Here is a 13,838-nt window from a genome sequence, read left to right as displayed (position 1 = left end):
CTGGACGAACGTTTTGCACCCGAGCGCTCTCTCGCCCCTTCGCCCACTCTCCCCCACGCCCCCGTGCACTTTACTTCTTCCCCGAATCCAGATGCTCCGCCAGAAAGTCGTCGATCGTCCGAAGGTACGTCTCCGCCGACACGAGAAATCCGTCGTTGTGTCCACCCTGGATCTCCAGGAACTGCTTCGGCTCGGCAGCGGCCTCGTACACCTGCCGTCCCAGCTCAAACGGCACGACGCGATCTTCCCGACTGTGGATGTGGAGCTTGGGCGCGTCGATCTCCGCTACCCGCGATTCGTTGTCGAACTGGTTCGTGGCAAGGGCGCGCACCGGCAGAAACGAGTAGTGGTGCGCCCCAATGTCCGGCACGTTCGTAAAGACCGACTCTAGAATGACGGCCCCCGGTGAGAGCCGCGCCGCCAGCCACGTCGCCGGCCCGCCGCCCATCGATCGTCCGAAGACGATAATCTCTTGGGGCACAAGGTTTTGCGCCTCTGTAAGATATTCCCAACAGGCCTCCGCGTCGCGGTAAATTCCCTCCTCCGACGGCGAGCCCGTGCTCTGCCCATATCCCCGATAGTCGACGATCAACACGTTGAGGCCCAGGCGGTGAAACTGTTGCACGCTCTCCAGCCGGCCGGAGATGTTGCCCGCATTGCCGTGGAAAAAGAGGAGCGTTTGCTTCGCGAACTCGCCAGGGCTCGTTTCACGTGAAGTGTCGGCTGCCGGAATCCACCAGCCGTGGAGCGTCTCGCCGTCCTCCGTGCTCACGTGAACCGTTTCGTAGTCCATCCCCGCCTCATCGGGCGTGGCCAGTAGGCGACTGCTGGGCTGGAAGAGGAGCTGGTCCTGAAAGGCAAACGCGAGCCCGACGATGGCCCCGTAGCCAACAGCAATGGCAAGTGCGGTGTTGATCATGGTACGGCGCATGATACGGAGGAACGACGATCGAAACACGAAAGAACCATACGGATCGGGGAAAGGGATGGTCGGTCGCCTTCCCACCCGATGATGTCAGACGACATGAACGAAGAGTACGAGCACACGCAAGTCGGATACGTCATCCTCGGAGCAGTGCTGGGAGTCGGGGTGCTGGGCGTGGTCCCGGCTCTGGTGCTCGTGGAATCGCCCGGGATCGGGTTTTGGCTCATCATTGGAGCTGTGAGCGTAGGGGCGTTGCCCTTTTGCAGCCTGACCGTGCGGGTCACCGAGGACGCGCTGATCTGGTACTTCGGTCCCCGTTTTTGGCGAAATACGCTCCCCCTCTCTTCCATCGAGCGGGTCGAGCGCGTACGGAATTCCCCCCTACACGGATGGGGCATTCGGATGCTGGTGGATGAATGGATCTACAACGTATCGGGACTTGACGCCGTCGAGATCGAGACGAGCGACGGGAATGTCATTCGAATTGGAACGGACGAGCCGGACCAACTCGCCACCGTACTCAGAGAGACGACGCAGACCGGTGGGGATCAGAAGGGAGTGCGCAGGACGCTGAATTGACGCGCAACCCGCCAAATACGCAATATGAATTACGCAATACGAACGGCCAAAATCTCCTTCTCTCCGAAGAACCCCTGCCGGCCCAGTACCGACTCAAGAGAAAGACACTGAAGACCCACGTCCGTTTCTCCGCCTCGAAGCTCCTCGATCTCACTATTCAGATCTGCGCTACTGATGAGACAATCCCCCTCCGAGTGCAAGGCACCCGTCGTCACACGAAGGCCAAGCTAGTGTGTAAGTACCAGTCCCCTACCCTCAGACGATAAGACTGGGGGCTTGGATATTATAGATAGATATCAGAAACTCAGACGAAAAACGACCAGCAAGCGTGTACAAAGCGTACGACCCCTTAAATATTGCCTTATTTTAAAATAGCTAACTCGATGTTGGGTGCCCCACACAAAATATTTCAAAACCACTTCAGACCTGGCTTAGCTTATATTCGGCTGACATAAAAGGCCTCTTCGGGGGTATTTGGGCCACCATCATCACAAGCCCAAATGTACGCGACCATAATGGATACTCCATTCTCCCATAAAGCCACGCTGGCATTTCTGGCTCTGCAACTTTAGGGTCGTGCGACACGACGCATCAGGTCAGCTTTATTTTGTAAAGCCCTTTTCTAACAGGCCGGTTGAGGAGGTTCGCTTGGTTGAGGGTGTGCTGTATACAACGAGCAGTCAAACGTCTATCATGACGGTGGCAACAACGCTCGATGAGCATGACAGCCTCGATAGCACATAAGTTGCCGGGGCGTGTCGTTTACCTAGTGGCATGCCCCGGTGGATTTTTCAAATTATGCGTTTACCACCATGAAAAGACTTTCTGGCCTTCCTGTTTTCGCGACTTGGATATCAGTCTTTTCACTTTTCCTCCTATCATTTTATCTATTTCTGAAATTTCAATTCGGCTTTTTTGTTAACTTCCGTGTTAAGTTAGCCTTTTCGGTTGTATTTTCTGCCATTTTTTCTCCGCCATGGATCGGCATTATCGCCCAGATAGCACCGTCTGCCGTCGGCCTAAACAGTCCTCCGGTGGGCCCCGACCGGTGGAAAAAATACCAGAAGGCCTTCATCGGGGGGGTTGCTTTTTTCACAGTCTTACATCTTTTATTTACTGTATTGGGTGATTTTTACATATTCAACAAACCCACTGCTCTCAATTCGATATATCATAATGCTCTATATTCACTGGCAGTTGCTCTATTAGGTAGTGCTTCTATAATTGGTATAGGGCTAGTCCTTGAAGTATCATCCGGGGATAAAGAAGCGAAATTGGAAGGTTCTGACTAACTGAGCTCGATCTTGGATATTTGGCTTCGCCCAGTCGCAGTTTCCAGACGATGGAGGCCGTATAGCAAGACCGCAAAGGTCCCTTACCCTATTGCCACAATTTCTTTCTCTCCAAAGAACTCATTCCGCCCGAGCAGCGACTCCAGCGAAAACCGCTCGACCTCTACGGCTGAATCTGCTGCTCGGAGCGCCTCGATCTCCCCGCTCAGGTTCCCGCCCTTGAGCGCAAGCAGTCCCTGCTGCCATTCACCGTCGCCGGGCGTCCCCTCCAGGTCGATTGCGATCCGCCGATGCCACTGCCAGAGCTCCCCCAGCGGCGCCGTGGCGCGCGACACCGAGTAGTGCGCCTCCCCGTCCCAGTCCTCCGCCCTTCCCGTCCAGGAATAGCAGTTGTCGAGCCCGAGCCGCCGGGCGATCGTTCGCACGGCCCGTCCCTTCTTTCCCACCGAGTCCACACCGACGACCGTCACCTCCGGGTAGCAAATCGCCAAGGGAATCGCCGGCAGCCCGCCGCCCGTTCCCCAGTCCACAATCGTACACCCATCGGGAAAATCGCGACGGGTGAGCGTGAGGCAGTGCAGCAGGTGCTGCGTCCGAAAATGATGCTCGCTCTCCGCCGAGATCAGGTTGACGCGCTGGTTGAAGCGGAGCAGTTGCTCCTCGAATGCCTCCAGCTGCTGATGCTGATCGTCGGTAAGATCAATGAAGGAGATACCAGTCAGCTCTTGCATTTTACCTCTTCACCTTGTCCATCAAAACAATACATTTCAAAAAGATACCATAAAATACGCGTTTGCGCTGTATCACAAGCCGTCCCTCTTTTGTCTCCCTCCTCCCTCCAACCGATCGCCGACCATGCAAAGCCCAGCCAGACGGCCCCGAGGACGCTCTGCCGCACTCGGTGTTCTTCTCACACTATGTCTTACGATCCTGCTCGTCCCCGTGACGCACGCTCAGTCTCCTGATAGCATTCGACGGCACGCCCTCCGGGACTTCCACGGAGCCGACCTGGAAGGGAAGGACGGACCGCTGGCCAAGGCCGGAATGGATCTTCTGCTCTTGTACCATCGATCCCGGGCAAAGGAAACGAACGGCATTCAAAGTGGGGACGACAGCGAGTCGCAAATGCAGATCCGGGACGGACGCGTTACGATCGATGCAATTGCAACGGCGGATCCAAAGGCCCTCAAAACGGATCTCGAAGCACTCGGCCTCACAGAGGCAGCGGTAGCGGGACGAATCGTCTCCGGTCGGCTTCCCATCGCAAAGATTCCTGACCTCGCCCGCCTCTCAACGCTTCGCGGCGTGCAGCCCTCTCGTGCCCAAACGAGAGACCGGGCCCAGGAGACGCCGTCGGAGCAGGAGCTCCTGGCAAGACGATCCCTGCAAGAACACCGCAGCGAGAGTGACTCTGCTTCCTCCTCATCGACTCCCTCCCCGCGCGACACGGCCGCAGCGGACGCGCCCACTACTGTGCCCACCGCCCCCGACACGACGACCCAGCGGGACACGTCCGAGGCCGCTGCTCAGCCAGCCGCCGAGTCGAATTGGGGATTCATGGTCGTGGGCGGCCTCTTGGTGCTGGGCGGCCTCCTCTTCTATCTGTGGAGCTCATAGTCCGCCCCTTTTCACGAACGGGCCCCGGCGCGAACGACTCCGAAAACACCGGGCCGCCGGCAGTGCCGGGCTCACCCAGACACCTCTACCGCCTGCTCGCGGGACGCGCCGAAGGACTGTCCGTCCCCACCCATCGCGTCGAGATCCAGATCGCGCTCCTTCGGCAGCGGCTCCACGCCCTTGTTCTTGAGAAGCACCATGAGCACGGAAATGTCCGATGCCCGAACGCCCGGGACGCGGGAGGCTTGGCCCAGATTGTCCGGCTCCACCTTGCTCAGCTTCTCGCGGGCCTCGATCGAGACGTTGTCGAGGTCCTCGTACTCAAAGTCGTCCGGGATGGGCCAGCGCTCCTTCTCCTCCATCTCCTCCACCATGTCCTCCTGCCGATCGATGTAGCCTTCGTATTTGAGGTCGATCTCGATGAGACGCGGACTGCTGAGCATGCCGGGCGCCTCCGTGACCACCTCGTCGTAGATGCCAGCGTGACGCAGGAGGTCTTCCGAGTCGACCTCCGGCCGCTTGCAAATCTCGATAACCGGCCGCGACTGGTTGAGGGTGGACGTGCCCACCGACTGTAGGTAGTCGTCCACCTGCTCGGGCGAGACGCTGGTGTCGTCGAGGGCGGCGCGCGTCTCTTCGATGGCCTGCTCCTTTTGCTTCATCCGATCGTAGCGCTGCTGCGAGGCGAGGCCCAGTTTACGGCCCAGCTCGGTGAGGCGGAGGTCGGCATTGTCCTGGCGCAGCAGGATCCGGTGCTCGGCACGACTGGTGAACATACGGTACGGCTCGTCGGTGCCCTTCGCCACGAGGTCGTCGATGAGCACGCCGATGTAGGCCTCCGACCGCTTCAGCACGATCGGGTCGGCCTTCCGCAGCTTCTGCACGGCGTTGATGCCGGCCATGATGCCCTGGGCCGCCGCCTCCTCGTAACCGGTGGTGCCGTTGATCTGTCCGGCAAAGAAGAGGCCGTCCACGTACTTCGTCTCCAGGCTGTACTGGATCTGGTACGGGGGGAAGAAGTCGTACTCGATGGCGTAGCCGGGCCGGTGCATGTGCGCGTTCTCCAGGCCCGGGATGGTGCGCAGCGCCTCGAACTGCACTTCCTCCGGCAGGCTCGACGAAAAGCCGTTCAGGTAGATCTCGTGCGTGTCCCGCCCCTCGGGCTCAATGAAGAGCTGGTGGTGGTCCTTCTCCGAAAAGCGGTCGATCTTGTCCTCAATGGACGGGCAGTAGCGCGGACCTTCGGCCTCAATTCGCCCCGAGAACATCGGACTTCGGTCGAAGCCGGTGCGCAGCACCTCGTGCGTCTCCGGCGTCGTGTCCGTAAGCCAGCAGCAGAGCTGCTCGTCGACCGGCGGCAGGTCGTCGGTCAGGAACGAAAACGCCGTGGCGTCCGGGTCGGCCGGCTGCTTCTCCATCCCGCTGTAGTCGATGGAGCGGCCATCGATGCGGGGCGGCGTGCCCGTCTTGAGCCGCCCGCTCTCGAAGCCGAGGTCGTGCAGGCAACCGGTGATGCCGTGCGAGGCACTTTCGCCAATGCGCCCCCCGCCGAAGTTCTTCTCGCCCACGTGGATGACGCCGTTCGAGAACGTGCCCGTCGTGAGAATCACGCAGGGCGCGCGAAATTCCTTCCCGAGATTCGTGCGGACGCCGGTCACCGTCTCCCCGGCGTCGTCGGTCAGGATCTCCTTCACCATGTCCGACCGCATCCGGAGGTTCTCGATCGCCTCCAGTTCTTCCCGAATGGCGCGAGCATAGGCCCGTCGACCGCATTGCGCGCGCGGCCCCCACACGGCCGGCCCTTTGCTCTTGTTGAGCATCCGAAACTGGATGCCCGCCCGGTCGGTGGCCTTGCCCATGATGCCGCCGAGCGCGTCGATCTCGCGGGCGATGTGTCCCTTGCCGATCCCGCCAATGGCCGGATTGCACGACATTTGCCCGATGTCCGCGAGCTTCATGGTGACGAGCAGCGTGTCGGCGCCCATGTTGGCCGCCGCGGCCGCGGCCTCACTGCCGCTATGCCCGCCGCCCACGACAATAACGTCGTACTCAAAATAGTCGGTGTGCATGGTGAGAAGCCGTTCGTTCCGAGAACAAAACCAACCGAGGGAAGAGCACCGGGTTGTGAGTTATGGGGTTTGCGAGTGGAGGATTGTAGTCACGGTAGACAAACCAAAACCACGGAGACCCGCCCCCATTCCGAATTACTTCTGATGGGTTGTCCCGTTGAGAAAACGCACAACCCGAAATCCTCAACTCACAACCTGCCCGAGATACGAGAAGCCCGAACGAAGGGTTCAGAGTCAGAGGTCGTTTTTCCAGTCGGGGTCGTCGACGTCCGCGGGCGGCCACACGCCCAGCAGGCGCCGCACCGTCACGAATTGCCCGAGGTGGTAAGCGTTGTGGTCGGCGATGGCCCCGATCTCCGACGCGTAGGTGGTGCCGTGGTAGGCCACACCGTCCGCATGTGGAATCGGCCCTCCGATCTCGAGGTCCGGGTCGTTGACGAACTGCTTTACAGACTGGAGGTCGTCTTGAAATCGCGCTAGGCTCTTCTCCCAGGCCGCGTCGCTCGGCGGAGCGACCGAGGCTGGCCAGTAGTCATCGGGCCACGTCGGAAGGGTGTAGTCCGGATTCTTGCAGTAGCCCAGGTAGTCCGCCTGGCAAATGCGCATGTGCTCTAGAATCTGCCACAGCGAATAGGCCTCAGGCAAGCCGTCGGGCTGGACGCCGCGCGCCTCGGGCGGCACGGCCCGCAGAATCTCGTCGGGCGGGCGGCGGGCCACGGTGGCGTCCAGTTGTGTGGTGAGGAGGGTGCGGAGGGCGTCGGAATCGGCCATTGGGCAGACTCGATGAGCAGAAATAGGGCGCGGTGCCGCGAATTTCTCGGCGCTTGTTCGGAAGAAACCGAGCAAGGGCCGGGCGGGATCCGGTGCTATCGTGACTCTGCGGCCAACTCGTGGCCGCAAGAGGCGCAGTACGTGTCGAGACGGGTCACGTACCCATCGCACTCTGGGCAGTCGCGTCCCACCCGCCGTCCGCAGTGCGAGCAGAAGTGCGCTTCCGCCCGCAGATGCCCCCCGCAGTCCGGACAGTCGTCGTTGCGCAGGCGCCGCCGCAGGATGCGCTCCTGGGTAAAGTACCGCTGCTGGAGGATGTACACAGCCCCGATTAGAATGGCGGCGCCCACAAGTCCCGCCGCCACTTCGGGCAGGTATTCGATCGCACCCATGCCCGACGCCGTGATGAGCAGCAGGGCGCCATACCAGAGCACCGCTCGGGTAACGGTAGTCCCGAACCGGCCGACCTGAAACGCTGAGCGGGTCGTCCCGCTGAGAGCCGCGAGGGCGGCCGTGAAGGCCACGCCATAGTAGATCAAATCCTCCCGGAGATCGCTGTCGCCCACCCACCCGTCCAGCACCTCATTCACCAGCAGGTCCCCCAGCTGCCACGTGGCGAACAGCAGACAGCCCACGATCCCGACGATAAACGCCGTCTCCAGCTTCGTGAGTTGGAGTTCATCGTCAGAGGACGGTTGCTGGGGCGGTGTCGATCCCATAGAAAACTGTTGATCGGAGAAGAGGAGTTCGGTCTGCCCGAACAGCGGATTTCCGTTTTTCATCATACCCGGGCCTCCGACCGAAGTCAAAACACATGGAGCTGAAATGAAGACAATCACGGGCCTCTGAGCATGGGGCGGGCTTGCACAACGACACGCTCGCCACCGGCCGGTCCTCGACGGACCGCAGATTATTTAGGAGCGCGTCGAGTAGGGACGGCGCAGTAAATGGGCAGGTGCAATCCATCGCCCTGTGTGGCACATCGGGGGAATTGCCGTTGGCGTTCCAACACACGAGGCGGTTCCCTTCTCCACACTCGTCCAGGGATCGTATCCTCCAGTCTGAATCCGAGAGCACGTTCCTGTTGCCCGCGCGTGACCATCTCCTCCCCACGTGCACCGTGAATCAGGATAAACTCTCGCCGCCAGTATCCTTCCTCCTTATTCTTTACGCCCATGAACTACCTCATCATCGGTGGCACCGGCACCGTCGGCAAAGACGTCGTCTCCGGTCTGCTGGAGCAGAACAAAACCGTCCGTGTCCTCACCCGCTCGCAAGAGCACGCCGAGAAATTGCCAAAGAGCGCGACCGCCATCCTTGGCGACCTCGAAGACCCGAACACGTACGATGACATTTTTGCGGGAACCGACAAGCTGTTCCTCCTCAACCCCGTCAGCATGAGTGAGCTGCACCAGGGCCTCGCGGCCCTCAACGAAGCACAACGTGTCGGCGTCGAGCACGTGGTCTACCTCTCCGTCCAGGACGCAGAGACGATCCCCAACGCACCGCACTTTGCGGCCAAAATGACGATTGAGAGCGCACTCAAGCAGTCGGATCTCACGTATACGATTCTGCGCCCCAACAACTTTTACCAAAACGATCACTGGTTCCGGGGGGCGATCGAGTCGCAAGGCCTCTACCCGCAGCCGATTGGCAATGTCGGACTCTCTCGCGTAGACACCCGCGACGTCGCGAAGGCCGCCGTGAATGCCCTCACGCAGAGTGGACACGAAAACAAAACATACACCCTGGCCGGCCCGGACGTGCTCACCGGTCCGGACTGCGCTCGGATCTACGGGGATGCCCTGGACCGCGACGTGTCATACGGTGGCAACGATCTCGACACCTGGGAGGCACAAAGCCGCTCGATGCTCCCCGCCTGGATGGCATACGACTTCCGGATCATGTACGCCGGCTTCCAGGAGAGCGGCCTCATCGCCACGACGGCGCAGCAGAAGGAAACCCGACAGATTCTCGGAGAGGAGCCGCGTTCATTCCGCTCGTTCGTCAAGAGCATCGCGAGGACGTGGGCGCACCGCCCAGCACGAACGTAAGCCTCCCTTCCACCCGACGCCCCGCCCCTCTGGGGTCGGGGCGTTTTTCGTTCACGGAGGCAAACGCAACAGCAGGAATCCTCGATGCGTCCCGTTCTACTGAGATTGAGGGGCTATCCAAAGCTCGAAGTGGTCGGTAATCCGACCGTATTCATCGCTGAGATTTTTTACGTCGATGCGAGAGGAAAATGCGGGGAGCCGACTCGTGTGGGCAAGGAGACTATCGACGAGCGTTCGCTGTTGGGCATTGAAGAATCGAAGCTGGGTGGAGGACGGTCCCCGGTCCAACTTCTCAATGCTGACGACATCTACGACATGGGTGCCAATCGTGTCGCCATCAATTGAGCGCTTAAACGCAGACGCGGTGGCCTCCTGCGCCTCCTCCTGAATGTGAATGTACACGCGGAGCTGCTCGCGGATCTTCCTAATCTTGGGAAAGGGACGCTCTGGAAGATCGGCTTTGCATGTAGCCGTTGAGGGAGCCGATCGATTGGCCGAGGGCTCAGACTTAATCTCACTAAAGAGGCGCCCGGCTGCCCGGCGCACTCTGATGCTAGAGTCCGTCTCGATTGTACTCGCCAACACCGCAACCAGAGGAAGCGGGTAATGCTCTCGATGCCTGCAATAATGCCACATGACTTGCACGCCCATCAAGCGCTCCCGCCAGTTTGGACTCGCCAGATGCTCAATGGAGCGCCGGATGCGATCTGCGTTTTGCGCTTCCTGCCGATCCAATCGAAGCTCTCGACCGAAAACGAAAAGGAGAAGCGGGATTGCAATGCCCGCCGAAATGCGAATCGCAAGGTCGATCCAATCCCATATGTCCCTCGATGCGCCTGTTGCCATGGCAGAGATTCCGATTTGTCTGCACGTTGAACACAGCGTCTGAAGAGAAATGGAGAAAAATGATGTGGTGTGATTGCCCTTATCTGGACTCGTCTTCTGAAATGGAAGTCCACCTCGTCACGGCACGTGCAAGGGTCCGATCCGACGTAGCATGGGACAGGCGGTGACGTACCCGTAGGCTGTCCCCTTCCTGCTGCTCCTCCGCGGTCGCCCGCACGGAATCGCCGAGGGTCGTCTCGGCCTCAAACTGGAGCGCAATCCCTACACAGCGACGCTCCTCCAGAATCTCTGGGGACAGGGTCTCTAGTGCCCACTCCAGGTAGCGGACGTTGTTGACGTGCCGGTTGAGGTCGAGGTCGTGGTAGCGCACGGAAAAGGTCTGCTCCCGGTCCACGGTGGATAGAGCTGCAAAGTCAACCTCTTCCTGTCCCAGCGGCGCAGGCCGATCGGGCACCTCGATGTCGTACAGGACCGACGGGGGACGCAGTGGACGCCGCCGCTCGGTGTCGATCACGAGCCAGGCGCTGGTGCCCCGAGCCAATTCACGGTCGTCCTGGTCCCGGAAAACAAACTCCCGCGTGGCGTAGAGCCGGTCGAGGCCCGACGGCCACGTCTCGATGGTGATCTCTTCTTCCCACGCCGGCAACCGATCCACCTCCATCCGAAGCCGGGCCAAGACCCACGCCTTGCCGTCGGCCAGCAGGTCTTGCATCGAAACGCCGAGCGCGGCGGCATGGCGCCCGGCGGCCTCCTGAAAAAACGTGGCAAGGGCGAGGACGGACGCAGTGCCATTAGGGGTTACATCCGAGGCACGGACGACGCGAGATTCGATCCAGGGGCGAGCCTTCATGCGCGGGGAGACAAAGAACAAAATAGAGGCGACGGTAGCCCCAACGGGAATCTCGCGACCCTGTTTTTCGACCTCAGCTCTCTTCCGTAGCGTCGTTGGAGTCCAACGGCGCCCGGCATCCACCCCGATAACTACGCCTCATCCAGCCGATTACAGAGTGCCTCTAGCGCATCGGCCTGGGTCGCCATCATGCGCTCGGCGTCCTGCGCGAGTGCCTCCAGATTTTCGATCGAGGCGTCGTCCATGGCATCGCTGGCCGACTCCAGCGGCACCTGAAAGCGGTCGAACCGATCGCCGAGCACGTGGCGGAGCTGATAGTCGGCCGCGTCGGACACGCCGTCGAACACAATATCGATCGTCTCGACGGCCCATCCCAGCTTGCCCCACTCCTGCGACTCGTCGTAGCCGATGGGCTCAGTGGCGCTGCCCGTCCCGATGGAGACCAGCCGGATCGGCTCGTCGGGATACCGCCGTTCGGCCTCCGCGTACGCCGATACCGCAGGATTATTTACGAACACGCCGCCGTCCACGAGCACGCGCTGCTGATCCCCCACCGCCACTTTTGCGGGCTCGAAATAGGTGGGCGCAGCGGAGGTCGCCCGGGCCGCCCGGCGCATCGGCACCGTCTGGTCCGGCTCCCGCCAGCTCATGAAGAAGTAGGGCTCGCGGGCCTGAATGTCGTAGCTGCTCACCATCACGTCCGTCAGGCCGTCGCCCACCGGCTGATCGCCGAAATACTCGTCCAGGACGCCCTCAAGACCGGAGTGGTCGTACTTCTCGTCGAACAGATTGACCACAGAGGCCACCTGTCGCCAGCGCGGCTGGTGAAAGATGTCTTCTCCTCGATCCCGGTAGAGAGCCGCCAGTTCTTCGGCGCTGTACCGTGGATCACTCGCCGTACCGTTCTGCGGAAGGGTAAGACCGAGCGCAAGGATGCCGCCGGTGGACGTACCGGCGATAAGGTCGAAATGCTCGGCAGTGGGCCGGCCGGTTTCGATTTCGATATGCTGAAGAACGAGCGCAGGGATGAAGCCGCGAATGCCGCCGCCGTCGATCGAGAGGACGTTGATCATGATCGGGCGAGACTGACAGAGAGGCGATGCCGATAAGCTGTGGTGAAGCTGAAGACCAGGACTTCATCCACAAGACACGGATCTCCTCCCGACCCTAACGCCGATAACACAAAGACTTCATCAAGTCATTCTCCAATCCTCTTTCATAACAGCACGTTACAGATCAATCTGGGGTGGAAAGGACGGGACTCATCCAGACGTGTCACGCGTTCCCTCTCCCTCATTCTCCCATGCACCCTTTCGCCCACGCTCATTTCCCGATGCAGAACCGGGAGAAGATCTGGTTGAGCACGTCCTCGTTCGTGATCTCGCCGGTGATGGCGCCCAGTTCCTGAAGGGCGGCGCGGAGGTCGAGCGTGAGCATGTCACCGGACACGCCCCTGTCGAGCGCCTCGCGGGCCTGCTGGACGGCGTCGAGGGCGTCCTGGAGGTGCTGTCGGTGGCGCTGGTTCATGACGACGGGGGAAGATTCCGCGCGGCTCAGGTGCTCGGCGACCGTGTCGGTGAGACGGTCGAGGAGGGGCTGTAGCATGTCGGCATCGTCGCGGGCGTCGAGGGCCGAGAGCTTGAGCGCCGAGAGGTCGTCGAGGTCGGCCACCGGCAAATCGGGGGCTTCGTCGGCCTTGTTGCCGATGAGAAAGGGCCGAACTCCCGTGTCGTCATCAGACAGATCGCCCAGAAAGTCGATTTCCTCGGAGTCGAGGCCCACCGTGAGGTCGTAGAGGTAGAGAAGCACGTCGGCCGCCTCGATGGACTCGGTGGCGCGGCGCACGCCCTCGGCCTCAATCTCGTCGGCGGTGTCGCGGAGGCCCGCGGTGTCCACGAAACGGAAGAGCACGCCTTCGATCTCCGCCTCCGCCTCAATCTCGTCCCGCGTGGTGCCGGGCGTCTCGCTCACGATGGCCCGGTCGTGGCCCACCAGCGCGTTCAGCAGGGTGGACTTGCCCGCGTTGGGCCGCCCGCCGATGACGACGCGCACGCCGTCTTTCAGCTTTTCGCCGGTGGGATAGGTGTCGAGCAGGTCCCCCAGAATCTCCTCCGTCTCATCCAGCAGCTCCTCCAGCCGCTCTCGATCGGCAAACTCCACGTCCTCGTCTGAAAAGTCGATCTCCAGTTCCACGAGCGAGCAGAGATTCAGCAACTCCTCGCGCAGGTCCTCCAGCAGGTCGGAGTATCGGCCCTTGAGGTGGGTGAGGGAGGCCTGGTGTGCCTTCGTGGAACTGGCGTGGATGAGGTCGGCCACCGCCTCGGCCTGCGTCAGGTCCATCTTGCCGTTCAGGAAGGCTCGCTCCGTAAACTCGCCGGGCTCGGCCATGCGGGCGCCGTGATCGAGCAGACTCTCCAACACCATCTGCGGGGCCAGATCGCCGCCGTGGCAGGACACCTCGACCACATGCTCGCCCGTCGCGGAATTGGGCGCCCGGAAAACGGTAGCCACCACCTGATCCACATCGTTCCCGTCCGCGTCGACCAGAAAGCCGACGTGCGCCGTGTGACTCTCCGCCTCCGTCAGGTCGCCCCCCTGGAAGCAGTCATCCACGACGGAGATGGCGTCGGGGCCGGAGGTGCGCACGATGGCGAGGGCCGCTCGTCCCCGCGCTGTGGCAATGGCCGCGATCGTGTCGTCCATGGAGGTAAAGGGTGGGAAGTTGCAGGTTGAACGTTCGGTGGTCGTCTTCGACTCCGAATGATGAGAACAGACCTCGGACGAGGAATGCGTCTCCAACAGCGTTGAGGGTTTACCGCGGGTAGCGACCCCCTT

Annotated in this window: 13 protein-coding genes; 4 read left to right on the top strand and 9 right to left on the bottom strand. The window is 61.1% G+C overall.

Annotated elements, in window-relative coordinates:
* Positions 1 to 70: 70 nt before the first annotated feature.
* Positions 71 to 931, bottom strand: a complete 861-nt coding sequence (locus BSZ35_RS10670; RefSeq protein WP_105012420.1) for an alpha/beta hydrolase — start codon at positions 929 to 931, stop codon at positions 71 to 73.
* 78 nt (positions 932 to 1,009) lie between these two features.
* Between BSZ35_RS10670 and BSZ35_RS10665 the strand changes: the two genes are divergently transcribed.
* Positions 1,010 to 1,504, top strand: coding sequence for a hypothetical protein (locus BSZ35_RS10665; protein WP_146110058.1), 495 nt, complete (start codon positions 1,010 to 1,012; stop codon positions 1,502 to 1,504).
* 812 nt (positions 1,505 to 2,316) lie between these two features.
* Positions 2,317 to 2,796, top strand: coding sequence for a hypothetical protein (locus BSZ35_RS19250; RefSeq protein WP_146110057.1), 480 nt, complete (start codon positions 2,317 to 2,319; stop codon positions 2,794 to 2,796).
* Positions 2,797 to 2,879: 83 nt separating this feature from the next.
* Here BSZ35_RS19250 and BSZ35_RS10655 read toward each other — a convergent pair whose 3' ends face one another.
* Positions 2,880 to 3,527: an RsmG family class I SAM-dependent methyltransferase gene (locus BSZ35_RS10655; RefSeq protein ID WP_105012417.1), complete on the bottom strand. Its 648-nt coding sequence runs from the start codon at positions 3,525 to 3,527 to the stop codon at positions 2,880 to 2,882.
* A gap of 211 nt (positions 3,528 to 3,738) precedes the next feature.
* Here BSZ35_RS10655 and BSZ35_RS10650 point away from each other — a divergent pair, with 211 nt between their 5' ends.
* The gene (locus BSZ35_RS10650; RefSeq protein ID WP_105012416.1) at positions 3,739 to 4,413 is read left to right on the top strand and encodes a hypothetical protein; all 675 of its coding nucleotides are present in this window, start codon (positions 3,739 to 3,741) and stop codon (positions 4,411 to 4,413) included.
* 71 nt (positions 4,414 to 4,484) lie between these two features.
* On the opposite strand, the gene mnmG is transcribed toward BSZ35_RS10650, so the two are convergent.
* The 3 genes from mnmG to BSZ35_RS10635 all read right to left on the bottom strand — a co-directional run bounded on the left by mnmG (position 4,485) and on the right by BSZ35_RS10635 (position 8,038).
* Entirely contained in the window at positions 4,485 to 6,482 is a 1,998-nt protein-coding gene (gene mnmG, locus BSZ35_RS10645; protein ID WP_105012415.1) for a tRNA uridine-5-carboxymethylaminomethyl(34) synthesis enzyme MnmG, read from the bottom strand.
* A 234-nt stretch (positions 6,483 to 6,716) separates the two neighbouring features.
* Positions 6,717 to 7,253, bottom strand: a complete 537-nt coding sequence (locus tag BSZ35_RS10640) for a DinB family protein (protein ID WP_105012414.1) — start codon at positions 7,251 to 7,253, stop codon at positions 6,717 to 6,719.
* Positions 7,254 to 7,348: 95 nt separating this feature from the next.
* On the bottom strand, positions 7,349 to 8,038 hold the full coding sequence (locus tag BSZ35_RS10635) for a zinc ribbon domain-containing protein (protein WP_146110056.1): 690 nt from the start codon (positions 8,036 to 8,038) through the stop codon (positions 7,349 to 7,351).
* A 390-nt stretch (positions 8,039 to 8,428) separates the two neighbouring features.
* Between BSZ35_RS10635 and BSZ35_RS10630 the strand changes: the two genes are divergently transcribed.
* The gene (locus tag BSZ35_RS10630) at positions 8,429 to 9,307 is read left to right on the top strand and encodes an NmrA family NAD(P)-binding protein (protein WP_105012413.1); all 879 of its coding nucleotides are present in this window, start codon (positions 8,429 to 8,431) and stop codon (positions 9,305 to 9,307) included.
* A 96-nt stretch (positions 9,308 to 9,403) separates the two neighbouring features.
* Here the strand turns inward: BSZ35_RS10630 and BSZ35_RS10625 are convergent, their stop codons facing one another.
* The 4 genes from BSZ35_RS10625 to mnmE form a co-directional block, all read right to left on the bottom strand.
* Positions 9,404 to 10,153, bottom strand: a complete 750-nt coding sequence (locus tag BSZ35_RS10625; protein WP_105012412.1) for a hypothetical protein — start codon at positions 10,151 to 10,153, stop codon at positions 9,404 to 9,406.
* Positions 10,154 to 10,232: 79 nt separating this feature from the next.
* A complete protein-coding gene (locus BSZ35_RS10620) occupies positions 10,233 to 11,003 on the bottom strand; it encodes an acyl-ACP thioesterase domain-containing protein (RefSeq protein ID WP_105012411.1) in 771 nt (256 codons plus the stop codon).
* 131 nt (positions 11,004 to 11,134) lie between these two features.
* A complete protein-coding gene (locus BSZ35_RS10615; protein ID WP_105012410.1) occupies positions 11,135 to 12,076 on the bottom strand; it encodes a patatin-like phospholipase family protein in 942 nt (313 codons plus the stop codon).
* 250 nt (positions 12,077 to 12,326) lie between these two features.
* Entirely contained in the window at positions 12,327 to 13,706 is a 1,380-nt protein-coding gene (gene mnmE / locus BSZ35_RS10610) for a tRNA uridine-5-carboxymethylaminomethyl(34) synthesis GTPase MnmE (RefSeq protein WP_105012409.1), read from the bottom strand.
* Between the last annotated feature and the right edge of the window lie 132 nt (positions 13,707 to 13,838).

It is taken from the genome of Salinibacter sp. 10B (assembly GCF_002954405.1).
In the GTDB taxonomy this organism is placed as follows: domain Bacteria; phylum Bacteroidota; class Rhodothermia; order Rhodothermales; family Salinibacteraceae; genus Salinibacter.
The sequence above is the reverse complement of the archived record's forward strand: the minus strand, read 5'-3'. Positions and strand labels throughout refer to the sequence as shown.